25 protein-coding genes and 1 tRNA gene are annotated in these 23,357 nt (G+C 71.1%); 16 read left to right on the top strand and 10 right to left on the bottom strand.

Features of this window, described 5'->3' with window-relative positions:
• Nucleotides 1–50: 50 nt before the first annotated feature.
• Nucleotides 51–1,235, top strand: a complete 1,185-nt coding sequence (locus tag PHA84_RS11015) for a zinc-dependent alcohol dehydrogenase (RefSeq protein WP_270888149.1) — start codon at nucleotides 51–53, stop codon at nucleotides 1,233–1,235.
• 93 nt (nucleotides 1,236–1,328) lie between these two features.
• On the opposite strand, the gene PHA84_RS11010 is transcribed toward PHA84_RS11015, so the two are convergent.
• Complete coding sequence (locus PHA84_RS11010) at nucleotides 1,329–2,312, bottom strand: CorA family divalent cation transporter (RefSeq protein ID WP_270888148.1); 984 nt, start codon at nucleotides 2,310–2,312, stop codon at nucleotides 1,329–1,331.
• Nucleotides 2,313–2,361: 49 nt separating this feature from the next.
• Nucleotides 2,362–2,790: an OsmC family protein gene (locus PHA84_RS11005; protein WP_270888147.1), complete on the bottom strand. Its 429-nt coding sequence runs from the start codon at nucleotides 2,788–2,790 to the stop codon at nucleotides 2,362–2,364.
• Between the two features lie 130 nt (nucleotides 2,791–2,920).
• Here PHA84_RS11005 and PHA84_RS11000 point away from each other — a divergent pair, with 130 nt between their 5' ends.
• The gene (locus PHA84_RS11000) at nucleotides 2,921–4,570 is read left to right on the top strand and encodes a GAF domain-containing sensor histidine kinase (protein ID WP_270888146.1); all 1,650 of its coding nucleotides are present in this window, start codon (nucleotides 2,921–2,923) and stop codon (nucleotides 4,568–4,570) included.
• A gap of 70 nt (nucleotides 4,571–4,640) precedes the next feature.
• Entirely contained in the window at nucleotides 4,641–5,291 is a 651-nt protein-coding gene (locus PHA84_RS10995; RefSeq protein WP_270888145.1) for a response regulator, read from the top strand.
• Here PHA84_RS10995 and PHA84_RS10990 read toward each other — a convergent pair.
• Nucleotides 5,269–5,709 (bottom strand): pyridoxamine 5'-phosphate oxidase family protein, encoded by a 441-nt coding sequence (locus PHA84_RS10990; protein WP_270888144.1) that lies wholly within the window; start codon nucleotides 5,707–5,709, stop codon nucleotides 5,269–5,271. The genes PHA84_RS10995 and PHA84_RS10990 overlap by 23 nt on opposite strands.
• A 126-nt stretch (nucleotides 5,710–5,835) precedes the next feature.
• Here PHA84_RS10990 and PHA84_RS10985 point away from each other — a divergent pair, with 126 nt between their 5' ends.
• Complete coding sequence (locus PHA84_RS10985) at nucleotides 5,836–6,300, top strand: pyridoxamine 5'-phosphate oxidase family protein (RefSeq protein ID WP_270888143.1); 465 nt, start codon at nucleotides 5,836–5,838, stop codon at nucleotides 6,298–6,300.
• Between the two features lie 146 nt (nucleotides 6,301–6,446).
• Nucleotides 6,447–7,034 carry a hypothetical protein gene (locus PHA84_RS10980; RefSeq protein WP_270888142.1) on the top strand — a complete coding sequence of 196 codons (588 nt, stop codon included), beginning with the start codon at nucleotides 6,447–6,449 and terminating at the stop codon, nucleotides 7,032–7,034.
• Between the two features lie 58 nt (nucleotides 7,035–7,092).
• On the opposite strand, the gene PHA84_RS10975 is transcribed toward PHA84_RS10980, so the two are convergent.
• From PHA84_RS10975 to PHA84_RS10965, 3 genes are read right to left on the bottom strand one after another with little or no spacing between them, the layout of a single operon-like run.
• On the bottom strand, nucleotides 7,093–7,734 hold the full coding sequence (locus PHA84_RS10975; protein ID WP_270888141.1) for an FMN reductase: 642 nt from the start codon (nucleotides 7,732–7,734) through the stop codon (nucleotides 7,093–7,095).
• Nucleotides 7,731–8,870 carry an LLM class flavin-dependent oxidoreductase gene (locus tag PHA84_RS10970; protein ID WP_270888140.1) on the bottom strand — a complete coding sequence of 380 codons (1,140 nt, stop codon included), beginning with the start codon at nucleotides 8,868–8,870 and terminating at the stop codon, nucleotides 7,731–7,733. Before PHA84_RS10970 ends, PHA84_RS10975 begins: the two co-directional genes overlap by 4 nt.
• Nucleotides 8,871–8,929: 59 nt before the next feature.
• The gene (locus tag PHA84_RS10965) at nucleotides 8,930–9,874 is read right to left on the bottom strand and encodes a CapA family protein (protein WP_270888139.1); all 945 of its coding nucleotides are present in this window, start codon (nucleotides 9,872–9,874) and stop codon (nucleotides 8,930–8,932) included.
• Between the two features lie 289 nt (nucleotides 9,875–10,163).
• Here PHA84_RS10965 and PHA84_RS10960 point away from each other — a divergent pair, with 289 nt between their 5' ends.
• From PHA84_RS10960 to PHA84_RS10945, 4 genes are all read left to right on the top strand, one after another.
• On the top strand, nucleotides 10,164–11,189 hold the full coding sequence (locus PHA84_RS10960; protein WP_270888138.1) for a chorismate-binding protein: 1,026 nt from the start codon (nucleotides 10,164–10,166) through the stop codon (nucleotides 11,187–11,189).
• Nucleotides 11,186–12,028, top strand: coding sequence for an aminotransferase class IV (locus tag PHA84_RS10955; RefSeq protein WP_270888137.1), 843 nt, complete (start codon nucleotides 11,186–11,188; stop codon nucleotides 12,026–12,028). The genes PHA84_RS10960 and PHA84_RS10955 overlap by 4 nt, the downstream gene beginning before the upstream one ends.
• The gene (locus PHA84_RS10950) at nucleotides 12,025–12,498 is read left to right on the top strand and encodes a TIGR02611 family protein (RefSeq protein ID WP_270888136.1); all 474 of its coding nucleotides are present in this window, start codon (nucleotides 12,025–12,027) and stop codon (nucleotides 12,496–12,498) included. The genes PHA84_RS10955 and PHA84_RS10950 overlap by 4 nt, the downstream gene beginning before the upstream one ends.
• 94 nt (nucleotides 12,499–12,592) lie before the next feature.
• Nucleotides 12,593–12,669: transfer RNA gene (locus PHA84_RS10945), tRNA-Val, on the top strand.
• Between the two features lie 177 nt (nucleotides 12,670–12,846).
• On the opposite strand, the gene PHA84_RS10940 is transcribed toward PHA84_RS10945, so the two are convergent.
• Complete coding sequence (locus PHA84_RS10940; RefSeq protein WP_270888135.1) at nucleotides 12,847–13,491, bottom strand: hypothetical protein; 645 nt, start codon at nucleotides 13,489–13,491, stop codon at nucleotides 12,847–12,849.
• A gap of 258 nt (nucleotides 13,492–13,749) precedes the next feature.
• Here PHA84_RS10940 and PHA84_RS10935 point away from each other — a divergent pair, with 258 nt between their 5' ends.
• Both PHA84_RS10935 and PHA84_RS10930 read left to right on the top strand, forming a co-directional pair.
• Nucleotides 13,750–13,914, top strand: a complete 165-nt coding sequence (locus PHA84_RS10935; RefSeq protein WP_270888134.1) for a hypothetical protein — start codon at nucleotides 13,750–13,752, stop codon at nucleotides 13,912–13,914.
• 187 nt (nucleotides 13,915–14,101) lie between these two features.
• Nucleotides 14,102–14,827, top strand: a complete 726-nt coding sequence (locus PHA84_RS10930) for a GAF and ANTAR domain-containing protein (RefSeq protein ID WP_270888133.1) — start codon at nucleotides 14,102–14,104, stop codon at nucleotides 14,825–14,827.
• A gap of 523 nt (nucleotides 14,828–15,350) precedes the next feature.
• On the opposite strand, the gene PHA84_RS10925 is transcribed toward PHA84_RS10930, so the two are convergent.
• Nucleotides 15,351–16,292, bottom strand: a complete 942-nt coding sequence (locus PHA84_RS10925) for an MEDS domain-containing protein (protein ID WP_270888132.1) — start codon at nucleotides 16,290–16,292, stop codon at nucleotides 15,351–15,353.
• A gap of 191 nt (nucleotides 16,293–16,483) precedes the next feature.
• Here PHA84_RS10925 and PHA84_RS10920 point away from each other — a divergent pair, with 191 nt between their 5' ends.
• The 5 genes from PHA84_RS10920 to PHA84_RS10900 are packed head-to-tail and all read left to right on the top strand — an operon-like array spanning nucleotide 16,484 to nucleotide 20,609.
• The gene (locus tag PHA84_RS10920; protein WP_270888131.1) at nucleotides 16,484–17,236 is read left to right on the top strand and encodes a dienelactone hydrolase family protein; all 753 of its coding nucleotides are present in this window, start codon (nucleotides 16,484–16,486) and stop codon (nucleotides 17,234–17,236) included.
• Nucleotide 17,237: 1 nt separating this feature from the next.
• Entirely contained in the window at nucleotides 17,238–17,498 is a 261-nt protein-coding gene (locus PHA84_RS10915) for a DUF6295 family protein (RefSeq protein ID WP_270888130.1), read from the top strand.
• Nucleotides 17,499–17,500: 2 nt separating this feature from the next.
• A complete protein-coding gene (locus PHA84_RS10910; protein ID WP_270888129.1) occupies nucleotides 17,501–17,851 on the top strand; it encodes a hypothetical protein in 351 nt (116 codons plus the stop codon).
• Between the two features lie 32 nt (nucleotides 17,852–17,883).
• The gene (locus tag PHA84_RS10905) at nucleotides 17,884–19,302 is read left to right on the top strand and encodes an FAD-binding oxidoreductase (RefSeq protein ID WP_270888128.1); all 1,419 of its coding nucleotides are present in this window, start codon (nucleotides 17,884–17,886) and stop codon (nucleotides 19,300–19,302) included.
• A complete protein-coding gene (locus PHA84_RS10900) occupies nucleotides 19,299–20,609 on the top strand; it encodes a class I SAM-dependent methyltransferase (RefSeq protein ID WP_270888127.1) in 1,311 nt (436 codons plus the stop codon). Before PHA84_RS10905 ends, PHA84_RS10900 begins: the two co-directional genes overlap by 4 nt.
• 19 nt (nucleotides 20,610–20,628) lie before the next feature.
• On the opposite strand, the gene PHA84_RS10895 is transcribed toward PHA84_RS10900, so the two are convergent.
• On the bottom strand, nucleotides 20,629–22,545 hold the full coding sequence (locus tag PHA84_RS10895; RefSeq protein WP_270888126.1) for an acyl-CoA dehydrogenase family protein: 1,917 nt from the start codon (nucleotides 22,543–22,545) through the stop codon (nucleotides 20,629–20,631).
• Nucleotides 22,546–22,570: 25 nt separating this feature from the next.
• Nucleotides 22,571–23,224 (bottom strand): TetR/AcrR family transcriptional regulator, encoded by a 654-nt coding sequence (locus PHA84_RS10890; RefSeq protein ID WP_270888125.1) that lies wholly within the window; start codon nucleotides 23,222–23,224, stop codon nucleotides 22,571–22,573.
• Between the last annotated feature and the right edge of the window lie 133 nt (nucleotides 23,225–23,357).

The raw sequence follows: 23,357 nt of genomic DNA, 5'->3' as shown, positions 1-23,357 counted from the left end.
GAGGCGGTCCGACGATGCCGAGACCGGTACGACGACGAAGGGAACGCGCTGTGAAGGCACTGACCTGGCAGGGGATCGAGGACGTCAAGGTGATGGAGGTGCCGGATCCACGGGTCGTCGAGCCGACGGATGCCGTGGTGCGGGTGACCTCCACGGCGATCTGCGGCTCCGACCTGCACCTGTACGGCGTCCTCGCGCCGTATCTCACGCCCGGGGACGTCCTCGGACACGAGTTCATGGGGATCGTCGAGGAGGTGGGGACCGGCGTCGAGAACCTGGCCCGGGGCGACCGGGTGGTGGTCCCGTTCAACATCTCCTGCGGGGACTGCTGGATGTGCTCGCGCGGCCTCTTCGCGCAGTGCGAGACCACGCAGAACCGTGACCAGAACAAGGGCGCGAGCCTCTTCGGCTACACCAGCCTGTATGGCGCCGTGCCGGGCGGACAGGCTGAGCTCGTGCGGGTGCCGCATGCCGACTTCGGGCCGGTGAAGCTGCCGCAGGCGGGAGAGGACGAGCGATACCTGTACCTCTCGGACATCCTGCCGACAGCATGGCAGGCCGTGAAGTGGGCGGATGTCCCCGAGGGCGGGACCGTGGCCGTCTTCGGCCTGGGACCGGTCGGACAGCTGGCTGTACGGTCTGCCATGCATCTCGGGCACAACGTCATCGGCGTCGACCTGGTCCCCGAGCGGCTCGCTGCGGCCCAGCAGTGGGGAGCCGTCGCCGTCGACGCGGGGACCGTCAAGGACGTCCCCGGCACGCTGCGCGAGCTCACCGACGGCCGGGGTCCGGACAGCACGGTCGATGCGGTCGGCATGGAGGCGCACGGCAACCCCGTCGCGGAGAAGGTGATCGCCGGCGCGAAGCGGCTCCCCGGGCCAGCGGCGCGCCTGGCGATCGAGAAGATGGGCATCGACCGGCTGGCCGCGCTCCACGGCGCCATCTCGTCCGTGCGGCGCGGCGGCACGGTGTCGGTGAGTGGCGTCTACGGTGGCGCCGCAGATCCCATGCCGATGATGGAGATGTTCGACAAGGGGCTCACCATCCGGATGGGCCAGTGCCATGTCCGCCAGTGGACCGACGAGCTGCTCGAGCTCGTCAACGGCCCCGAGGACGTCTTCGGCGTCGAGTCCCTTGCCACCCACCACGTGCCGCTCGAGGAGGCCCCGGAGATGTACCGCCTGTTCCAGGCCAAGGAGGACGGCTGCCTCAAGGTGGTCCTGACGCCGCAGTGACCGCCGCAGTGACCGGACGGGGTGTCCTACCCGTCACCACCACCCGCCCGTCACCACCAGCTGCCCGGTCACCAACGCCTCACCACCAACCCCTCACCACCAACCCTGCCGCCGCGCCCACCGCAGCAGCCAGAGGCTGATCGTCAGCATCACCAGGAGCACCGCGACCAGCTGGACCCAGTGCGTCTGGGTGTTGACGATCACGTTCATGCCGTAGACCGAGGCGATAGCGGTCACCGGAAGGGTGATGGCGGCGATGACCGCGAGTCGCTCCATCGCCACGGTCATCTTGGTCGTGACCCGGGTCTGGTACAGCTCGATGACCCCGAAGAGGAAGCCACTCTCTCCGTCGGCCATGCTGCGTACTCTCGCGAACTGCTCCGACAGGTCCTTCGCGTGACGCTGGGACTCGGGCGTGGCGAACCGCTCGAGCGAAGCCAGCCGCCCGTAGATCTCGTGCGCCTGACCCGCCTGCGTGCGCGAGATCAGCAGCTCGTGCCGCAGGAGGAACAGCTCCTCCAGCAGCTGCTCGGGCTGGTGGAAGTCCGAGCCCATCACTCGCATCTCGAGCGCCGGTAACCGTTCCGCCACCGACCTCACCGCAGCGCTCTGGCGCCGTGCCACAGCTGAGCCGATGGCGTAGGACAGCTCGCTCGGGCTCCCGGGCGTGAAGCGCCCCGCGGCGACCCGTTCGCGGACCGCGTCGGTCTCGGCCGTCGCGTCGGCCAGCGACACCGCGGGGTTGCGCGGACCGTGAACCGTCACGAGGTAGCGGGTCCCCACGAGCTGGTCGAGCTCGAGCATGTGCACATGGCCACCCTCGCCCCGCAAGGGAGTGTGGACGATGACGAAGGTGTGTTCCTCGTAGCCGTGCACCGTGGGTACGAAGTTCCGCTGGCGGCACGCCTGCAGGACCAGCGGGTGCGCGTGGAACCGGTCGCGCAGCACTGCTTCAGCCGGCTCGTCGAGCTCGGGAACGTCGACCCAGACGAACCCGTCGGGTCGGTCCAGCAGGGCCTCGATCTGGCTGGCGTCGCAGTGCTCCAGACCCTGCGCTCCGACCCACCAGGTGTCCACTGGCGACCCTCGGCCCGCTCGCCGACTCGTCCTCCCCGGATCCGCCGGCCTAGCCCTCGAACCTCGTCTCGAGCGTGATCGGGACGGCAGCGAGCGCCTGGCTGACGGGGCAGCCGGCCTTGGCGTCCTGCGCCGCCTCCTCGAACTGGTCCGCGGTGATGCCAGGGACCTTCCCGACCACGGACAGCGCGATCCCCGTGATCCCAGTACCTGGCTGGAACGTCACGTCGGCGGTCGTGTCGATGCTCGCCGCGGGCGTTCCGGCATTGGCGAGCGCGTTCGACAAGGCCATGGAGAAGCAGGTGGAGTGCGCGGCCGCGATGAGCTCCTCGGGGCTCGTCCTCCCGTTCGCCTCTTCCGCCCGCGAGGCCCAGGTCACGTCATACGTGCCGATCCCTGACGACTCGAGGGTGACCTGGCCGGCCCCCTCCTTGAGCGAACCTTCCCAGTGGGCGGCGGCGGTGCGGGTGGTGGCCATGTGGAGGTCTCCTTCGAGAGTGGGCGTTGCGGTGGTGCCCGCGCGGGGCACCGTCGCTGACCCAATGTAGGCGCTCTGGGTGGCGTGGCAATGGGTTGACCGTCGCGGGCCCCTACCTACGATGCTGTCCGTGACGGACGACACGACCCCGGCTCCCGGGCCCGGCAGGATGGCGCGGCTGTCTTCACTGGACCTGGACGACCTCCTCCAGGAGCTGCGCACCCGGGCCGGCGCCGCACGGGTGGCGCAGGCGCGGCTGTCGGCACTCCTGGACGCCGTCGTCGTCGTCAGCTCCGACCTCGAGCTCGCCGCCGTGCTGCGCCGGATCGTGGAGTCGGCGTGCCGGCTGGTCGAGGCGCGGTATGGCGCACTCGGGGTCCTCGGCCCCGGCGGTGAGGACCTCGTCGAGTTCGTCACCCACGGCATCACGGCGCAGGAGCGTGCCGCGATCGGCCCCCTGCCCCACGGCCGCGGCCTGCTGGGGCTCATCATCCATAGCCCCGAACCGACGCGCGTGGACCGCATCAGCGAGCACAGCGACTCCTACGGGTTCCCGCCGGGACACCCACCGATGACGACGTTCCTCGGCGCTCCGGTGCGGGTCCGCGACCAGGTCTTCGGCAACATCTACCTCACCGACAAGCTCGACGGCGCAGTCTTCTCAGAGGACGACGAGGCGATCCTGACGGCTCTCGCGGCAGCCGCGGGCGTGGCGGTCGACAACGCCCAGCTCTACCAGCAGAGCCTCGCCCAGCAGCACTGGGGCGAGGCGACCCGCGCGCTCGTGTCGGCCCTGCTGCAGGGTCGTTCCGAGCAGGAGGTCCTGGCCGACGCCGCCCGGCGGGTGATGCTCTTGACCCAGGCCCAGGAGTGCCTCATCGCCAGGCCGCAGGGACCGGACCTTGTGGTGGTGGCGGCCGCCGGTGACAGCGGCCGGTCAGTCGGCAGCCTTGTGGAGGACGCCAGCTGGCGTGCCGGCCTCGCGGCGTCGCCGCCGCGCCACCCCGAGGCGAAAGCGAACGAGCTCCTCCTGCAGCTGGGGGTCGAGGACGGTCCCGTCCTCGGACTGCTGGCCGTTCGCGGAATGTCCACCGACCCCGGCGCCACGACGGCGCTGCTCGCCGAGTTCAGCCAGCGCCTGTCGGTCGGCATCACGGCCGCCAGCTCCCAGCGTGAGAAGGCGCGCGTCGACCTCCTCGAGGACCGGGACAGGATCGCCCGGGACATGCACGACCACGTGATCCAGCGGCTGTTCGCCGCCGGGCTGACCCTCCAGTCGGCCGGGCGGCTCACTGACAACGCCCCGGTGCGCGACCGTATCGAGGGCGCGGTGGACGAGATCGACGCCGTCATCAAGGACATCCGCCACACCATCTTCGCGCTCCACCGAGCCCCCGAGTCGCGCAGCCTGGGGGCGGAGATCTCGGCGATCTGTGAAGGCGCTGCCGTGACCCTGGGGTTCGCGCCGTCGCTGACCATCCACGGCACTCTGGGGCGGCTCGGCGGGCAGGTCGCCGCCGACGTGCTGGCCGTCGTGCGCGAAGGGCTGAGCAACGCCGCGCGCCATGCCAAGGCCACCGAGGTCCAGGTCCAGGTGCATGCCGGGCGTGACGTCACCGTCGTGGTTCGCGACAACGGCCGGGGGATGACCGAGTCCGCACGCCGCTCCGGGCTGGAGAACCTCGCCCGTCGGGCGCAGCAGCGTGGCGGGCGCTTCGTGGCCGAGCCGGTCGAGCCGAACGGCACGCAGCTCACGTGGACCGTACCGGTGGAGACCTGAGGCCGGCCGTGGCGCATCGTGGACTGACGACCGGCTCGCTACGCTCCCATGCAGAAGAGGAAGGCGCACCATGACCATCCGGCTCTTTCTGCTCGACGACCACGAGGTCGTGCGCCGCGGTCTCCGGGAGCTGCTCGAGATCGAGGGCGACCTCGAGGTCGTGGGTGAGTCAGGCTCCGCCGCGGAGGCGACGCGCCGGATCCCGGCCCTGCGCCCCGACGTGATGGTGCTCGATGCCCGCCTGCCCGATGGCTCGGGCATCGACGTATGTCGCGACGTGCGGTCGGTGGACGACGGCATCCACGGTCTCATCCTCACCTCGTACGACGACGAGGACGCGCTCACGGCGGCGGTGGCTGCCGGGGCCTCCGGATACGTGCTCAAGGACATCCGGGGCGGCGACCTCGTGGACTCCATCCGCCGGGTCGCCGCCGGGGAGTCCCTCCTCGATCCGCCGGTCGTTCGGCGGCTGCGCGAGAGATGGGGGCACGCGGAGCCCGCCGACCCGCGGCTTGCCGCGCTGTCCCCCCAGGAGCGCAGGGTGCTGGACTGCATCGGACAGGGGATGACCAACCGGCAGATCGGCGAGTCGCTGTCGCTGGCCGAGAAGACCGTCAAGAACTACGTGACTGCCGTGCTCGGCAAGCTGGGCATGGAGCGACGCACCCAGGCGGCCGTGTACGTGGCTGAGCAGCGGGTCAGCCCAACGCGCGACCGGTGATGCTCGCGGTCCGCACGCGGATCCACTGGTAGCCGTGCTCGTGCTGAGGTACCCACGAGCGGGCGGAGCCGAGGTCGAGCCGGCGAACGTCAGCCTCCTGGGTGACCAGGACTGCGGTGCCCTGGACGAGCACGCTCCAGCCGGTGCGCGTGCGGGCGTCGAACCCGTCTACCTGGTAGGCCACCCGGTCGTGGTCGACCGCAGCGCCGACCTTGGAGCTGCCCGTGGTGCGGAAGCACACGTCCACGCCGTCGCGAGTGTGGACGACGGGTAGCACGGTGACCTCGCCGTCGAGCACGAAGGCGATACGCCCGACGGCGGTGCGGTCGAGCCGCTCGAGGCACTCGTCGATGCTCAGCACGCGGAGACCGGTGTGGTCGGTGGGGCGGACGTCGGGGGTGGAGGTGTCGGTCGACATCGGTGCTCCTCGGGGTGGGGCTCCGCGGCTTCGGAGCATCTGCTGACCAGGGTGAGGGCCCGCCGACGCAGAGCCCAGGGACTTTCGGCCCTGAACGTGCGAGCACGGCCGCCGCACTCTTGCGCTATGGACACAGACACGTACCGGACCCCGGAGAAGGGGTCCACCTGGCTCGAGGTCCCGCAGTGCTGGGCCTTGCTCCGTCAGTCGGCGGTCGGGCGGCTCGCAGTGCTGCACGACGGCCGGCCCGACATCTTTCCCGTGAACTACGTGGTGGACCACGGCACCGTCGTGCTCCGTACCGGTTCGGGTGCACTGTTCACCTCGGCGAGTGAAAGCCCGGTGGCCCTCGAGGCTGACGGGTACGAACTGCACGACGCCACCGCGTGGAGCGTCGTCGTCAAGGGCGTGGCCCACGAGGTGTACGAGGTCGACGACGCGGTCGACGCCATGCGGCTGCCGCTCGTTCCCTGGCACGACGTACCCAAGCCACGCATCCTGCGCATCCATCCCGACTCCGTGACCGGTCGCCGGATCGCCGTCCGAGGGGGCCATCGCGAGCCCGGCTCCTCGACGGCGGCACGGGTGTGACCACCGCCATGAGCGCGCACGTGGCCGTCATGCCGCTCTCGGAAGTCGGGACCTAAGGCCCTGCCGGACGTCCTCGCGCGGGACGAGAGTGGTTCTGCCAGAACAGATCACACAACGGGCGCCAAGCCCGAAGGAGGAACATCATCATGCGACGACGTACACTCGACGCACTGCTCACCACCGGCGGTGTCATCGTCGCCGCCGTCCTTCTCGTAGTGGGCGGGCTGATGACCTGGGCCAGCAGCTTCGTGGCGGACAACGTCCACACCCAGCTCGTGGCTCAGCGGATCTACTTCCCGAAGGCGGGCTCGGAGCAGCTCAACGACCCGAGAGTCAAGCCGTACCTCGAGCAGTACGCCGGCCAGCAGCTGTCGACCGGCGCGCAGGCAAAGGCCTACGCGGACCACTTCATCAAGGTCCACCTCGGCGAGGCGACCGGGGGCAGGACCTACTCGGAGCTGAGCACCATCGCGCGGGCCAACCCCACCGACCAGAAGGCAGCCGGACTCGTCGACCTCGCCTTCCGTGGTGAGACGCTGCGCGGGCTGCTGCTCAACGCGTACGCCTTCGGCACCATGGGCACGATCGCGATGTACGCGGCGTGGGCCAGCTTCGTCGGGGCTGCCGCCATGGCGCTGCTCAGCCTTCTCGGGTTCCGGCACCTGCGGCGAGCTCCCGCCGAGAGCGAGGTCCGGCTCGGCGCAGGGATCGCGCCGAAGCCGGCCATCGCCTAGCTCCACCCAGCGATGCCCCTGCCGCGAGAGGCGGCAGGGGCATCGCTGTGTGCTCAGGTCACCGTCCGAGAAGCTGCTCGAACGGGACGGGGTCCGCGAGCTCGACCCCGAGCTCGTTCACGCTGGCCGCCTTCGAGGGCCGGGCCGCCACGAGGTCGGCGAGCTCCGCGGCAGCCACGGCGATCCGGTCCGAGAGCCCTGAGCCCACAGTGCCACCGGTGCCCCAGTCCTCGGAGGCTGCGAACACCGCGGTGCCCACCGTCGTGGCCTTGAGATAGGCGAACATCGGCCGCATCGCGTGCTCCAGTACGAGGGAGTGCCGGGCGGTGCCCGCCGTGGCCGCCAGCAGGGTCGGCGTGCCGCGCAGGGAGCCCTCGTCGAGGACGTCGAAGAACGTCTTGAAGAGGCCGCTGTACGACGCCTGGAACACTGGCGTGACCGCGATGAGCGCATCCGCACCCGCCACGCTGTCCAGCGCGTTGCGCAGCCCGCCGGTCGCGAAACCGGTGAGCAGCGCGTTGGCGAGGTCGTGTGCCAGCTCCCGCAGGTCCACGAACACCACCTCGGCCTCCGTACCGCGCTCCAGCAGCGCGTCCTCGGTTCCCGAAGCCAGCCGCTGCGCCAGCAGCCTGGTCGACGACGGCTGGCTCAACCCTGCCTGGACGACCACCAGTCGGCGCCTCCGGTCCTGCAAGGTCATCGGGACACCTTCTCCGCGGTCAGGCCCGTCGCCTCGTCGGTGCCGTGGACCGTCGCCTGACGGCGCCCCGCCGCGGCGACGCGAGCGGCATGGGTGGGGGCGTCCGGCACGTGAGCGGGCTTGCGGGCTGCCGCGATCTTGCGCAGCTCGGGCACCACCTCGGTGCCGAGAAGCTCCACCTGCTCCATGACGGTGCGATGCGGCAGGCCGGCATGGTCGATGAGGAAGAGCTGGCGCTGGTAGTCGCCCACCGAGTCCGCCATGGCGGCGTACCGCTCGACGACCTGCTGCGGCGACCCCACTGTCAGCGGGGTCTCCCGGCTGAACTCCTCCAGCGACGGCCCGTGCCCGTAGACAGGGGCGTTGTCGAAGTACGGGCGGAACTCGCGCACTGCGGCCTGGCTGTTGGCCCGCATGAAGACCTGTCCGCCGAGGCCGACGATCGCCTGGTCCGCCTTCCCGTGGCCGTAGTGCTCGAACCGGCGGCGGTAGAGCGCCACCATCTGCTTGGTGTGGGACATCGGCCAGAAGATGTTGTTGTGGAAGAAGCCGTCACCGTAGTACGCCGCCTGCTCGGCGATCTCGGGGCTGCGGATCGACCCGTGCCAGACGAAGGGGGGGACACCGTCGAGCGGACGAGGGGTGGCGGTGAAGGACTGCAGCGGGGTGCGGTACTTCCCCTGCCACGTCACGACGTCCTCGGTCCACAGCCGACGCAGCAGCGCGTAGTTCTCGATGGCCAGCGGGATGCCGTCCCGGATGTCCTTGCCGAACCACGGGTACACCGGGCCCGTGTTGCCGCGCCCCATCATCAGGTCGACGCGGCCATCGGCGAGGTGCTGCAGGGTGGCGTAGTCCTCGGCGATCTTCACCGGGTCGTTCGTCGTGATGAGGGTGGTCGAGGTCGAAAGGAGCAGCCTGTCCGTCTGGGCGGCGATGAAGCCGAGCGTCGTGGTAGGGGAGGAGGGGACGAAGGGCGGGTTGTGGTGCTCGCCGGTCGCGAAGACGTCGAGGCCGACCTGCTCCGCCTGACGAGCCAGCTCCACGGTGTTCTTGATGCGCTCGTGCTCGCTGACGGTGGTGCCGGTGGTGGGGTCGGTGGTCACGTCACCGACGGTGAAGATCCCGAACTGCATCTGTCCCGCGCTCCTTAGTAGTTGCGATTTCAACTACTCTAACGGGGCATCAGCCCCATTCATTCCGGTCCCTCGGCGAGCCCCGCGCAGGTCCTGGAGGCGTTCCAGGCGGCGAGCAGCCTTGCACTGTCGGCGGGGCCGGGCTCCCGCGGTATACCGTCGCGACCGACGAGCATCGGCGTCCAGTGGGCGGCCCGCACGGCCGGGTCCGCGCTCCTCGCCGTGCCACGGGCAGCCGCGACGTCGACGGACAAGGTGAGGACTCCGGAGCGGGAGTCCGGCTCGTGGCTGCGCCACCAGACGAAGTTGCCGAAGCCGTAGTCGACGTAGGCCCGTCCGAGCCACCCTGCGCCGTTGACCCGGTGCGAGTGGCCCCCGACGACGATGTCGGCTCCGGCCCGCTCGAGGGCGTGCGCGGTGGACACGGACAGGCCGTCGGGGCAGCGCTGGTAGTCGGTGCCCCAGTGCAGGTACACCACGACGAGGTCGTACCGTGCTGACGCCTCCGCCACCGCTGTCCGCAGGCGGTCCACCGGCGTGCTGCTCGCGATCCCCGCCTTGCCCGGACCGGCCGAGTATCGCGCCAACGTCATCTCGAGGACCTGGGACGCCCCGAGGACCGCGACGCTCAGCCCCTTGGCGTGCAGGACCACTGGCGCGAAGGCCTCCTTCTCGTCCGCCCCGATGCCGACGATGGGAACGGGGCTGGTGCTTTTGGCGGCGAGCGTGTCCTGCAGGCCCACCGGGCCGTAGTCGACCCCGTGGTTGTTCGCCATCGTGAGCACGTCGACCCCCGCGTCGGCGATCGTCGTCAGCGCCGAAGGCGGGGCCCGGAAGTGGAACTCCTTGCCGATCTTCGTGCCGCGCTGCGTGATCGCCGTCTCGAGGTTGACCATGGCGAGGTCCGCGGCGCCGAGGGTCGTCTGCAGCTGGTGCAGACCATGCGGGTCGCGGGCCAACGGGGACAGGTACTCCTCGAAGTGCACGTCCCCGCCGAACGCCAACGTGAGGGTCCGGGGTCGGAGGCGGGCGTGGGGGACGGGGCCCGGGACCGCGACGCAGAGCTCGAGGTCGTGCCGGCGGCGGTACCGGCGGCGACACCGGCGGCGACACCGGCGGCGGACGACGCCGTGGAGCTGCCGCCTAGCGCTGCCGCCGTGCCGGTGGGGCCGTCGGCGGGGGCCGCGGACGACCCGGAGCACCCAGCGGCGGCGAGGCCGAGCACGAGGGCTGCCAGAGCCGGCGCGAGTGGGTGCATGCTCGGTGAGTGTAGGTGCGCCTAGGATCGCGCTCGTGGATGCGGCCGCCGGGGGACATGCCCGGTTCGGGACGACGCTCGCCACGCAGCCCGTGGAGGTGCGCCACGACCTCGCGGTCGACTCCGGGTTCTGGGCCGTGGTCGCCGACTTCGAAGGCGCCCTCACCGCCGTGCGGTTTGCCAAGGTCGACCGCGACGCGCCCCCGGCGGCGCATGTGCCGTGGGCGCCACTGCGCCGTCAGTGGTGCTCCAGCCTCGACCACGCCGCCTACCTGCGTGGGGTTGCCGAGATCCGGCGTCGCATCGCGGCGGGCACCGTCTACCAGGTGAACCTGTGCAGGGTGGTCTCGCACGACCTGCCCGACGAGGCGGACCTGGACGGTCTGGAGCAGCTGCTCGCGCGGGGCAACCCCGCGCCGTACTCCGGCCGGGTGCATGTGCCCGGGGCCGCTATTGACGTGGTGAGCGCCAGCCCGGAGGCGTTCCTCGTCAGGGACGGGGACGTCGTGGAGTCCCGCCCCATCAAGGGCACGGCCACCACCCTGGAGGGCATGCTCCCCAAGGACTATGCCGAGAACGTCATGATCGTCGACCTCGTCCGCAACGACCTGTCGCACGTCTGCCGGCCGGGCACCGTCCGCGTCGACCACCTCTGCGAGGCGCAGAGCCATCCCGGGCTGGTGCACCTGGTCTCGACCGTGACGGGCCGGCTGCGAGCCGGGGCGTCGTGGCCCGAGCTGATGGGCGCGACGTTCCCCCCTGGCTCCGTGTCCGGCACGCCGAAGCACACCGCCCTGCAGGCCATCGGCGATCTCGAGCCCGTTGCCCGAGGACCGTACTGTGGCGCCGTGGGCTGGGTCGACGCCGACCGGGGGACCGCCCGGCTCGCCGTCGGGATCCGCTCCTTCTGGGCGGACCGGGACGAGACCGGACGCCGGGTGCTGCGGTTCGGCACGGGCGCCGGCATCACGTGGGGCTCGGACCCGCAGGGGGAATGGGAGGAGACGCAGGTGAAAGCCGCACGCCTCATCGGGCTGGCGTCTGGAAGGCTGGAGCCATGAGTGGAACGCGGGTCTGGGTCAACGGTCGTCTCACCCGGGTCGACGAGCCGTCGGTCACCGCGCTGGACCATGGGGTCACCGTGGGCGACGGCGCGTTCGAGACGGCCAAGGTCGCCGGTGGACGGGTCTTCGCCGCCACCCGGCACCTGCGGCGCCTGGACCGGACCATGCTCGGGCTAGGACTCCCGGCAGCCGACCACAGCTACCTCGTCCAGGGGATCTCCGCAGTGCTTCAGGCGGGGCAGCCCATCGAGTTCGGCCGCCTGCGCTACTCCGTCACGGGCGGACCGGGTCCGCTGGGGTCTGACCGGGACGACAGCCGTCTGACATACATCGTGACCTGCGCCGAGCAGCCCCGACCGCCCGCCAGCGCCGCGGTGGCGGTGGTGCCCTGGACCCGGAACGAGCGTTCCCCGGTGGCCGGGCTCAAGACGACCTCGTACGCCGAGAACGTCGTCGCACTCGCGTACGCCAAGCAGCGTGGCGCCATCGAGGCCCTTTTTCCCAACACGCGCGGCGAGCTGTGCGAGGGGACGGGAACCAACGTGTTCGTCGTCCGCGACGGCGTGATCTCGACGCCACCGCTGGACTCCGGGTGCCTGGCCGGCGTGACCCGCGCCCTGACCATCGAGTGGTGCCGTGAGGACGGCCTGGAGGTCCGGGAGGAGGCGATGCCGGTCGAGGTGCTGCGCGAGGCGGACGAGGTGTTCATCACGAGCTCCACGAAGGACGTGCTCGCAGTGCACGCGGTGGACGACCGCCTGCTCGCCCCTGGGCCGGTCACCAAGCGGGCCGCCGACGTCTTCGCCCGGCTCAGCGCGCAGAGGCTTGACCCGTGAACCACCAGGACGTGGGAAGGACGACGGTGCCGGGCGAGCAGTCGGCAGACCGGCAGTCGGGGGACGAGCGGTCGCAGGACGACTGGCAGTGGCGGCGAAGGATCCGTAGCAACCCGCACAGCCATCGGATCTACCGATGGGTGGTGGCCGTGGTCGGGCTGCTCATCGTCGCCGGAGGCGTCGTACTGCTCCCTCTGCCGGGTCCGGGCTGGGTCATCATCTTCCTCGGCCTTGCGGTCTGGGCCTCCGAGTTCGAGTGGGCGCGTAGGCTGCTCCGGTTCGCCCGCGACAAGGTGCGCGCCTGGGGGGAGTGGCTCCAACCCAAGCCGTTGTGGGTGAAGGGTCTCGTGGGGCTGGCGACGGCGGCCGTCGTGGCGGTGGTCTTCTGGGCGCTGTTCGCGGTCTCCGGCGTTCCCGGGTTCCTGCCCGACGCCGCGCGAGACTGGCTCAGGTCGTTGCCCGGCCTCTGACGGGGGCTCGCCCGTTCGAGGGGGGCCGCAGGCCGGATTTCGCCCGGGGTGCCCGGTGCGGCTATTCTTCCCCCGCCCCTTCAACGGGGGCGCTGGACGTGTAGCTCAGTTGGTTAGAGCGTTCGCTTCACACGCGAGAGGCCAGGGGTTCGAGTCCCTTCACGTCCACCAGAGGTCGCCGCCTGCTCCCCCTGAGCCAAGCGCCGCAACGGTCCCGCCGAAGCGCGCTCGCCGAAGCGCGCTCGCCGAAGCCCCCGGTGCCGCACGAGGGGCTTCGGCGCGCTGAGTGGCCCGGCGGGGAGCGCCCAAACCGACCGGTCGGCTCACCTCACGAGGCCTGAGCCGCCGTCAGGTCGTGGTCGTCGAGGACGTGCCGGTCGCGGCTGAGGTCTGGGTCCCCGCTCCCGGCGCGCCCCGACGACCCGCGTTCGTCGTCACCGTCGTCAGGTCCTTGCCGACCTCGATCATGACTGGCGCGCCGGCCTTGGTGCCGAAGACGTCGTACGAGCCGTCGGGGTCCTTACGGACGGAGGCGACGGTGACGGTCGAGTCCTTGGACCTGACCGCCGCGGTCACCTTCGCCAGCTCGCTGCCCGTGACGGGGGTGTCGCTGCTTCCGCCTGCTCCGCCCTGGCCGCCGCCGGGCCTCCCCGTCGCGCTGGTGACGGTCGCCAGGTCCTTGCTCACCTCGAGCATGACCTGCGCGCCAGCTCTGGTGCCGAAGACGTCGTACGAGCCGTCCGGGTCCGTCCGGACGGAGGTGACGGTGACGGCGGAGTCCTTGGCCTTGACGGCCGCAGCCACGGTGCCCAACCGGCTCCCCGTGACCGGGGTGTCACTGCTCGCCGGGCCTCCAGGGGCGGCGAAGGCGGTGCGGTAGCCGGAGGCCGCGGTAGGTGCGTTGGAGGCGCTGGCCAGGGAGGCCGCTCCGAGGCTGAGGCCCACGGCGGCGACGAGGCCGGCGGCTGCGGTGACGATTCGGGTGCTGTTCATGATGGTTCCTTGTCGTGTCGGTGCTCGACCACGTGTCGAGGCAACTGTGAGGACCATCTCGGGCCGGTCTGTGCCTCCACTGTCACGTCCCTGGGTGGCTTCTTCGAAGCTTGAGGGCGCATCCGTTTCACGGGGTCGCGTGCCGAAGCCGCCGGGCCGCGTCAGCCGCTCCAGTGCTGGGTATGAGGAGGGCACGACCGCACGGCATCGGGTGGTGGTTCGCCACGGTGCCGCCGTGACGAGAGGCAGGACCCCGGTATGACGGAACCCCAGGAGCCCGCCACGGCTCGCCAGCAAGTGGACGCCATGGAGGACGACATCGTGGACGTGGACGCCGTCCAGGACGACCAGGCGCCCCCGGCTGGGGACGAGACCCCGGAGTGGTCCGGTGTCGGCGACGAGGCCCCTGAGCCGCCCGACTGACGCGGTGACCACGCTGGGCCAGCGCTACGCGGCGACACGCATACGGGAGCAACCACCTGCGTCAGTGCCCAAGGCAGCGACCGGTAGGGTTGGCGGAGGTCAAACCGCGGCCTCTCACCTTTGAGAACAGAGGTCGTGTCGGTAGTGCGAGCCCCTGGTCCGCTGCCGATGCCTTTCCGGAGACCCGATGCAGTCCAGCCTCGTCCGCTCGTTCGCGGAAGCGATACGCCACGTCATGGCGTCAGAGGACCTTGCCACGACCCTGAGCACCATCGTGGAGGCGACCCGCGGCTCCCTTCCCGGCGCGGACCACGTGGGCATCTCGGTGCCCCACGGCGACGGCAGCGTCGAGACGGTGGTGGCGACCGACCCCTTCGTTCGGCGGCTCGACGAGCTCCAGTACGACCTGGGTGAGGGGCCCTGTCTGGAGGCCCTGTCCAGCCAGAACCCGACTCGCATCGTCGACGCCCGGCAGGAGGACCGCTGGCCGCGGTTCATCCCCAAGGCCGTCGACCTTGGTCTGCGGTCCCAGCTCGGGGTGCCGCTGCATCTCGACGGCCAGACCCTCGGTGGCCTCAACCTCTACGCCACGAGGGTCGGGGCCTTCACCGAGGAGACGGCCCGCCTCATGGAGCTGTTCAGCGCGCATGCCGCTGCCGCCATGGGGGTCGCGAGGAAGGTCGAGGACCTGTACGCGGCGCTGGCCACGCGGAAGGTGATCGGTACGGCGATCGGCATCGTCATGGAGCGGTACGAGCTCGACGAGCAGCGCGCCTTCCAGTACCTGACTCGGGTCTCGCAGACCTCGAACACGAAGGTGCGAGACCTCGCCGCAGAGCTGGTCGCCAACGCCAACGACCGCAACGGGCTGCCGGCCGACCGGCCCAGGGAGCAGGACGACCCGGAGCTGTAGGGCCACGCGTCCGGCACGGGGGTTCCGGCACGGGGTTTCGGCACGGGGGTTCCGGCACGGGGTTTCGGCACGGGGGTTCCGGCACGGGGTTTCCGGCACGGGGTTTCCGGCACGGGGTCCGGGGTCCCGGCACGGGGTCCGGCCGGGCCACCTCATAGGGGGCTCCGATGAGTCATCGACCATGGGCGCTGCGCCTGTGCAGGGTGGTCCTGTGCTGACACGGGGGCAACGGCTTCAGGACCAGTGCCCTGTCTGTGGACGGCGGGTGAGCACAGCCGTCTTCAGTAGCAGTGCGGGTCCGCATCGCCTCACCGTGTCCGTCCATGCCGCGACCGACCCGTGCCGGCCGGGCGACCCGTGCCATCCGTGCGATGCGAGCGACCCGTGCGATGTCGGGCAGCTGGGGCCTGTGGGGCAGCTGGGGGAGCGGGGGGACATGGGCGGCGGCCCGCGGGAGGAGGAGGCCCGCGGCGAGCGGGCACGGTAGGCCTCACGCGAGCGCCGCTCGCACCGGCACGTCGCGTCAGTCCTCGGCGCTCCTCGCGGGCGGGGAGAAGGGGAACTCGGCCCAGATGACCTTTCCCTCCGGCAGGGGCGTGCAGCCCCACCGATGCGCCAGGGCGGCGACGATGCGAAGGCCGCGACCACTGAGGCCGACCTCGGAGTCGGCCTTCTCGGCCGCCTCTCCAGGCCGGCTGTCCTTCACGGCCAGGAGCACCATGTCGTCCGTGTGATGGACGAACAGCCGGAACGGCGACCGCGCGTGCACCACGGCGTTCGTCGCGACCTCCGACGCCACAAGGCACACGTCGCCTGCCAGCTCGTCCAGGTGCCAGTCGGCCAGGACGCGGCCGACGAAACGCCGGACGGCCAGCACGACCTCCGGCGCCGGCACGAAGACGCGGGACTGCTGCGGGGCAACCGGTCCGGCGGAGCGCACGGAGTCGTCGCCTCCCACCGGGCCGAGGTATGGAGCGTGCACGTCCGAGTGAAGGCCGCACACCTGGTCCAGCTCACCGAGGCCGCCCTCCTCGAGCACGGCCGTCGGGTAGGCGCACAGCAGCGAGAAGTCCCGTCCCGCACGCAGGTCGTTCCACAGGGACTCCACGGCGATGGCGCCGCTCACGTTGCCGGAGCCCCACAGCACGGCCACCATCTCGCCGAACACCCGTACCCGGCGGCCGCCGGTCCCCGCCTCGTCGATGAGGGCACCGACGCTGGCGTCGAAGCGATCCCGGTCCGGCTGGTCGCCCGCCATGAAGGTCGCAAGGGTCTGGGCCGCGTCCAGGCAGATGTAGCGTCTGTCATCGAGGGCGTCTGCGGCGTGGGCGAGGAGGGTCCGCTCGATGTCGGAGCGGTGCTCCGGCGTGGCTAGGACGATGACGCGGTCACCTGCTCCCAGTCCCTCGTCGGCGAAGGCAGCCAAGTCCGCGACAAGGTCGTCGTCACGGTCGTAGAAGCTCACTGCGTGAGGATGGAGCGTCGAGGCGGTAGCCCTGGACGGCACTCGCTCCACGCTACGCCGCCCCGGGGCCCCGCGGACCCTTAGCGGGTGGTCGGTGTGCGTCCCGGCACTCCGGGTGTGCCGCCCGTGTTGGACCTGGGATGTCACCGGCCCTGAAGACGGACCGCGCCGTGACGGCATAGCATCCAGGCGTGAGCGACTCCCTCTGTGCGACGACGGTGCGGATCGACGGCCACGAAGGTGACGAGATCGAGGTCTACGTGGCCCGTCCGCAGGACGAGGAGCCTCGCGGCGGCGTCGTCGTCATCCACCATCTGCCCGGTTACGACCGGGCCACCAAAGAGATCGTGCGACGGTTCGCCGAGCTCGGCTACGACGCCGGGTGCCCGAACCTCTACTCCCGAGAGGCCCCCGGCGCCGATCCGGCGGACGCGGCCGCGACCGTGCGTGCTCGGGGCGGGGTGCCGGACGACCGCCTGGTCGGCGACGTGGGCGCTGTGGCGGCGCACCTGCGCGCCCTGCCGACCAGCAACGGCACGGTCGGAGTCATCGGCTACTGCTCCGGTGGTCGTCAGGCGGTGCTGGCTGCCTGCCGGCTCGACCTCGACGCAGCCGTCGACTGCTACGGAGCGTTCGTCACCGGGGAGCCGCCGGCAGACTTCCCGCTGGACGTGACGAACCTGGTCGCGGAGCTGGCGAACCTGCGCGCCCCGCTGCTCGGCCTGTTCGGTGCGCAGGACAAGGCCCCCAGCCCGGTTCACGTGCGCGAGCTCGAGCAGCTGCTGGACCAGCACGGCAAGCCCCATGAGCTGCACACCTACGACGACGCGGGGCACGCCTTCTTCGCCGTGGACCGGCCGTCCTACCGTGTGGCGGCCGCCAACAACGGCTGGCAGCGGGTCGACCGGTTCTTCGCCACCCATCTCGCACCCCGAGGAGGCTGACATGTGCACGTACGCAACGGTCAGGCAGACGGTGGAGGGGAGCGCCAAGGGCCCAGGCGGCCAGTGGTTCCATGTCACCGACGCCACCGTGTATTACGACCATCCCGTCCACGCGATGGCAGAGCACACGCTGAACATCGACCTGGCCGACCCGTCCCGGGGCCCCGGTGCGCGGCTCGCCGTCGAGCTGACGCGCGAGTCCGCGACCAGACTGGTGAACGCCATCGAAGTGGCCCTCGCCGCTGCTCCTGAAGGGGTCTGACCGTGCCGTCCGAGGTGCAGGAGATCCACGTCTTCCCCGTGCACGGAGAGCCTGGAAGGGACCTTCGGGAGGCCTTGCTGGAGCTCGACGGCCTGGTCGGCGACCGGAGGAAGAAGGCCCCCGTCCAGGTGGTCGCCGGCGAGGACGTGCGAGCGGACACCCGCGCCAACCTCGTCGTCTCGCTGCCGTCCGCCGTGCTGGCCGAGTCCATCGGCGGTGTCCTGGCCGTCGGCGAGGTGGAGCTCGACGTGACAGGTGCGCCGAGCAGCTGCCCGGGGGTGTACGCAGCGGTCCGGCGTCCCGGCACCGTGAGAGTCGGAGACCTGGTGACGTTCAGTCGGGAGCCCGCGTGACGCCGACGAGAGCCGCAGAATAGGGTCTGGCCGTGCCTGAGTTCGTCGAGTCTGCGCAGGACCCCTCGCTGGCAGTGCCCCGTGGTCGCGTCCTCGCCCACCAGCAGGCTGTGGCACGCCTGGTGCAGAGCTACCGCGCGATCCCGCCCGACGCGACCGTCCGCCTGGCGAAGAAGACCTCCAACCTCTTCCGTGCTCGCGCAGCCACAGGGGTGCCCGGGCTGGACGTGGGTGGCCTCGGCGGGGTCATCGCGGTGGACGCCGCCACGCGGACCGCGGACGTCCAGGGCATGTGCACGTACGAGGACCTCGTCGACGCGACGCTGCCGCACGGGCTGGTGCCGCTGGTCGTCCCCCAGCTCAAGACCATCACCCTCGGCGGCGCGGTCACCGGCCTGGGGATCGAGTCCACCTCGTTCCGCGCGGGCCTGCCCCACGAGTCGGTGCTGGAGATGGACATCCTGCTGGGCACTGGCGAAATCGTCACCGCGCGCCCCGACGGAGAGCATGCCGACCTCTTCCACGGGTTCCCCAACTCCTACGGCAGCCTAGGCTATGCGACCAGGCTGCGGATCGCGCTGGAAGCGGCCGCGCCGACGGTCGAGCTGCGCCACCTGCGGTTCCACGACCTGGAGGCCCTCGTCGAGACGATGGACCAGGTCGTCGACTCCGGCCGGTATGAGGGCATCGCCGTCGACTACCTCGACGGGGTCGCCTTCTCCGCCACCGAGGGCTACCTCACCCTCGGCACGAAGTCGGAGCAGGCCGGGCCGGTCAGCGACTACACCGGGATGGGCATCTACTACCGGTCGATCCAGCACGACTCTCCCCAGCCGAAGACCGACCGGCTCACGACCCACGACTACCTGTGGCGCTGGGACCCCGACTGGTTCTGGTGCAGCCGCGCCTTCGGCGCTCAGAAGCCGTGGGTGCGCCGGCTCTGGCCGCGCCGCTACCGTCGGAGCTCGTTCTACTGGAAGCTGATCGGCCTCGACCACCGCTTCGGCATCGCGGACCGCCTGGAGGCCCGACAGGGCCGGCCGCCGCGGGAACGGGTGGTCCAGGACGTGGAGGTGCCCATCGGCCGGACCGCCGAGTTCCTGCACTGGTTCCTGCGCGAGATCCCCATCGAGCCCCTGTGGCTGTGCCCGGTTCGCAGCCGCGAGCACTGGCCTCTGTACCCCCTGCGGCCGGCGCAGACCTATGTCAACGTGGGGTTCTGGTCCAGCGTGCCCCGTGACCCCGGGGGTGACCCTGCCGCAGCCAACAAGCTCATCGAGGCCGAGGTGACCCGGCTCGAGGGCCACAAGTCCCTCTACTCCGACGCCTTCTACGACGAGGCCCAGTTCTGGGAGCACTACGGCGGCGTGACGTACGCGGCGCTCAGACGACGGTACGACCCCGACTCACGACTGCTCGATCTCTACTCCAAGGCGGTGCGACGCAAATGACGATCCTCAAGGCCAACCGGGCCGACTCGGACTCCGCGGCCCCCAGGCTCACCATGGCCCAGGTCCTCGACGCGGTGACCGCCGGTGCCGTGCCGCTGCGTTTCAGCGCGTACGACGGCTCCTCCACAGGTCCCGAGGACGCACCGTACGGGCTGCACCTGAGGACGCCCCGAGGTGCCAGCTACCTGGCCACGGCACCTGGCGACCTCGGCATGGCGCGCGCCTACGTCGCGGGCGACCTCGAGGTCGTGGGCGTCCACCCGGCCGACCCGTACCCTCTGCTCAACGCCATGGGACAGGTCCACTTCCAGCTGCCGGCGCCGAGAACCGCTGCGGCCATTGCCCGGACGCTGGGCGTCGAGCTCCTGAAGCCCCCGCCGCCGCCGCCCGAGGAGGCGCTCCCGCGGTGGCGTCGCGTCGCAGAGGGGCTGCGGCACACCAAGACTCGCGACGCCGAGGCGATCCACCACCACTATGACGTGTCGAACGCCTTCTACGAGCGGGTGCTGGGGCCGTCGATGACCTACACCTGTGCGTGCTACCCGGACGAGACGGCCTCCCTGGAGGTGGCCCAGGAGAACAAGTACCGGCTCGTCTTCGACAAGCTACGGCTCAAGGCGGGGGACCGGCTGCTGGACATCGGCTGCGGCTGGGGAGGCATGGTCCGCTATGCCGCCCGGCGCGGGGTCCACGTCATCGGAGCGACCCTGTCGCGCGAGCAGGCTTCCTGGGCGCAGGACGCGATCGAGCGCGAAGGGCTCAGCGGGCTTGCGGAGGTGCGGCACAGCGACTACCGCGACGTCCCCGAGCGTGGCTTCGACGCGGTGTCGTCCATCGGCCTCACGGAGCACATCGGCGTCCGGAGCTACCCTTCGTACTTCCGCTTCATCGCCGACCGGCTGCGTCCCGGCGGCCTACTGCTCAACCACTGCATCACGCGTCCGGACAACCGGCGCACGTCCACAGGCACGTTCATCGACCGGTACGTGTTCCCCGACGGCGAGCTGACCGGCTCGGGCACGATCATCAGCGCGATGCAGGACATCGGGCTCGAGGTGCGCCACGAGGAGAACCTGCGGGAGCACTACGCTCTGACGCTCGCCGGCTGGTGCGCGAACCTCCAGGAGAACTGGGACGCCTGTGTGGCGGAGGTGGGGGAGGCCACCGCCCGGGTCTGGGGGCTGTACATGGCCGGCTCGCGGCTCGGCTTCGAGCGCAACATCATCCAGCTGCACCAGGTCCTGGCCGTGAAGCCGGGCGAGAAGGGAGCGGCGGGGCTTCCGCTGCGCCCATGGTGGGACGCCTGAGCGGGGGCGGCAGCCCTTCTCAGGCCGGCTCCTCCAGGAGCTCGGTGCCCAACCAGGCGCGCGGGATGCCGAACGCGTCCACGAGGTCCTGCGCGTGTGGGCGCAGCGCAGCGCAGAGGTCGTTGACGGCGGCGGTGACCTGCTTGCTTCGGGCAGGGGTGATCCGGCCGTGCTCGAGGTACCAGCCCTTGGCCGACTCGATGGTGCTGAGGGCGTAGAGGTCGCACACGGAGCCGAGCAGCGAGGCAGCCGCCTGGTCCTCACAGGATGCGATCGCCGCGACGAACGCCTCCAGGACGAGGCGCTCCACGTGCGCCCGCGCGAGCGTGACCACATGGTCCTGCGCGTCGTTGAACACGGCGAAGGCGTCCGGCTCCGACCTGCCGGCCTTGCGTAGCCGAAGTGCGAGCGTCTCCAGGAGATGCCTCTCGCGGTCCTCGAACAGGGCGAGTTGCCAGCCTCTGTCGCCGGGGCCCTTCTCGCTGTCCCGCCCGGGCGCGGTGGCGACCAGCCGCTGCACCAGACCGCGTGCCGCGGTCCGCTCGATCACGGCGCCCGCGAGCTGGCGGGCTCCGAACCTGACCGTGCCGAGGGTGTCGAGGTCGCCGAAGGTGGTCCGGTAGTCGGTCAGCAGGCCCTTGGCCACGAGCTGCAGCAGGACGGTGTTGTCGCCCTCGAACGTGGTGAAGACGTCGCTGTCGGCTTTGAGGGCGGGAAGCCGGTTGACAGCCAGGTACCCGGCGCCACCGCAGGCCTCGCGACACGCCTGGATGGTCGCGGTCGCGTGCCCCGTCGCCACCGCCTTCACGCCCGCTGCCCGCGCCTCCAGCTCCCGTTGCCCGTGCTCGTCCGCAGCCTCGCCGGAGCTCTGCACGTCGTGCATGAGGCCGACCAGCTCGTTCTGCGCCAGCTGCAGCGCGTACGTCGTCGCCACCGCAGGCAGCAGCCTTCGCTGGTGCGTCCGGTAGTCGAGCAGGAGCACCTCCTGTGCCGCTCCGGGCGGCGCGAACTGGCGGCGGTGGCCCGCATACGTCACGGCGAGGGTCAGCGCGGTGCGCGTCGCGGCGCCCGCGCCGCCCGCCACGCTGATCCTGCCCCGGACGAGCGTGCCGAGCATGGTGAAGAACCGGCGTGTCGGGTTGTCGATGGGGGAGGAGTACCTGCCCTGCCCGTCCAGGTCGCCGTACCGGTTCAGGAGGTTGGCGCGCGGCACGCGGACCTGGTGGAAGCTGAGCCGGCCGTTGTCGACCCCGGGCAGCCCCGCCTTGGCGCCGCAGTCGCCGATCGTGACGCCCGGCATGGCGTTGCCCGCCTCGTCCCTGATGGGCACCAGGACGCAGTGCACCCCGTGGAACCGCCCGCCCGAGACGAGCTGTGCGAAGACCGCCGCCATCCGCCCGTCACGGGCTGCCCCACCGATGTAGTCCTTGCGCGAGCGGAGGTCGGGGGTGTGCACCACGATCTCGTCCGTCTGGGGGTCGTACGTGGCCGTGGTGCCGAGCGCCTGCACGTCGGAGCCGTGTCCGGTCTCCGTCATGGCGAAGCAGCCGGGCAGGGAGGCGTCGATGATGCCTGGCAGGTAGGTCGCGTGGTGCCGGGCGGTCCCCAGGTTGGCCACCGCCCCACCGAAGAGCCCCCAGTGGACGCCGGCCTTCACCATCAGGGACAGGTCGGCGTGGCCCAGCATCTCGAATGCGGTCACCGAGCCGCCGAGGTCACCGCTGCCGCCGACCTCGATCGAGAACCCGCGTGCCGGGTGGCCCGTGCGCGCAAGGAGGTGGACCTGCTCGGCCACGCGGGCGCGGTACGCCTCGGTCCCCAGCTCGCGGTCCGGTGGACCGAAGCGGGCCACGTCCAGCTCGGCACGAGCCTCGTCCTTGACGGACGCCCATCGCCCGTCAAGGACCGTGCGCAGCGCCGTGGTGAGGTCGGTCATCGGTCGTTCTCCATCGTCGCAGGGGTCAGGACCGGGCGGGCCATGCCGCGGACAGCCCGGACCACGCAAGGTCGGTGAGGTGTTCGGTCAGCTGGTCGAGGGTCATGGTCCGGGGCGCGGCGAGCCACTGGTCGGCCGCGGCCCGGACCATGCCGACCAGCCCGGGGCCCCACACGGACGCCGCCTCGGGGTCACGGCCCGCGGCGGCGAGGGCCTGCGCCACCAGAGCCGACATCTGTTCGGCGATGTGGCTCGTGACGGGCGCGGCGGGGTCACCTCCGGTATGCCGGTCGAGCAGCGGAGCGTTCACCACGAAGCGGTAGACCTCCGGGTCCTTGTCGACCAGCGTCAGGTACGCCGCGATCGCCGCGGCGATGAGTGCCCTGGGACTCGAGGTCACCGTCGTGAGGTCGTCGGCTGCTGCTCCCAGCGCGAGCCCCAGGTCCCGCAGGATCCGCGCGTCCACACTGTCCGACACGGCGGCATACAGCCCGGTGCGGTCGGTGAAGTGCCGGTAGAACACCGTCTTCGAGGTCCCGGCGGTGGCAGCGATGTCGTCCATCCCCACGGCGGCGCCGTGCTTGCGGATGGCGCGCAGCGTCGCGTCGACGAGCTCACGGCGCCGGGTGGTCCGGTGCTGGTCCCATCGTGTGCTACGACCGTCGGTGCTGGTCCTCACAGCGGCGACCGTAGCAGGTACGGAGGGTACCTGCTACCGTCCGTACCTATCAGTTGGGCCTCCCGGAGGCAGCCCCCGCAGCGACGACTGCGACGGCGCCGGCCGGCACCCCACGCACCCTCGACCAGCTCAG

This window comes from Pedococcus sp. 5OH_020, assembly GCF_027812955.1.
Lineage (GTDB): Bacteria > Actinomycetota > Actinomycetes > Actinomycetales > Dermatophilaceae > Pedococcus.
The sequence above is the reverse complement of the archived record's forward strand: the minus strand, read 5'-3'. Positions and strand labels throughout refer to the sequence as shown.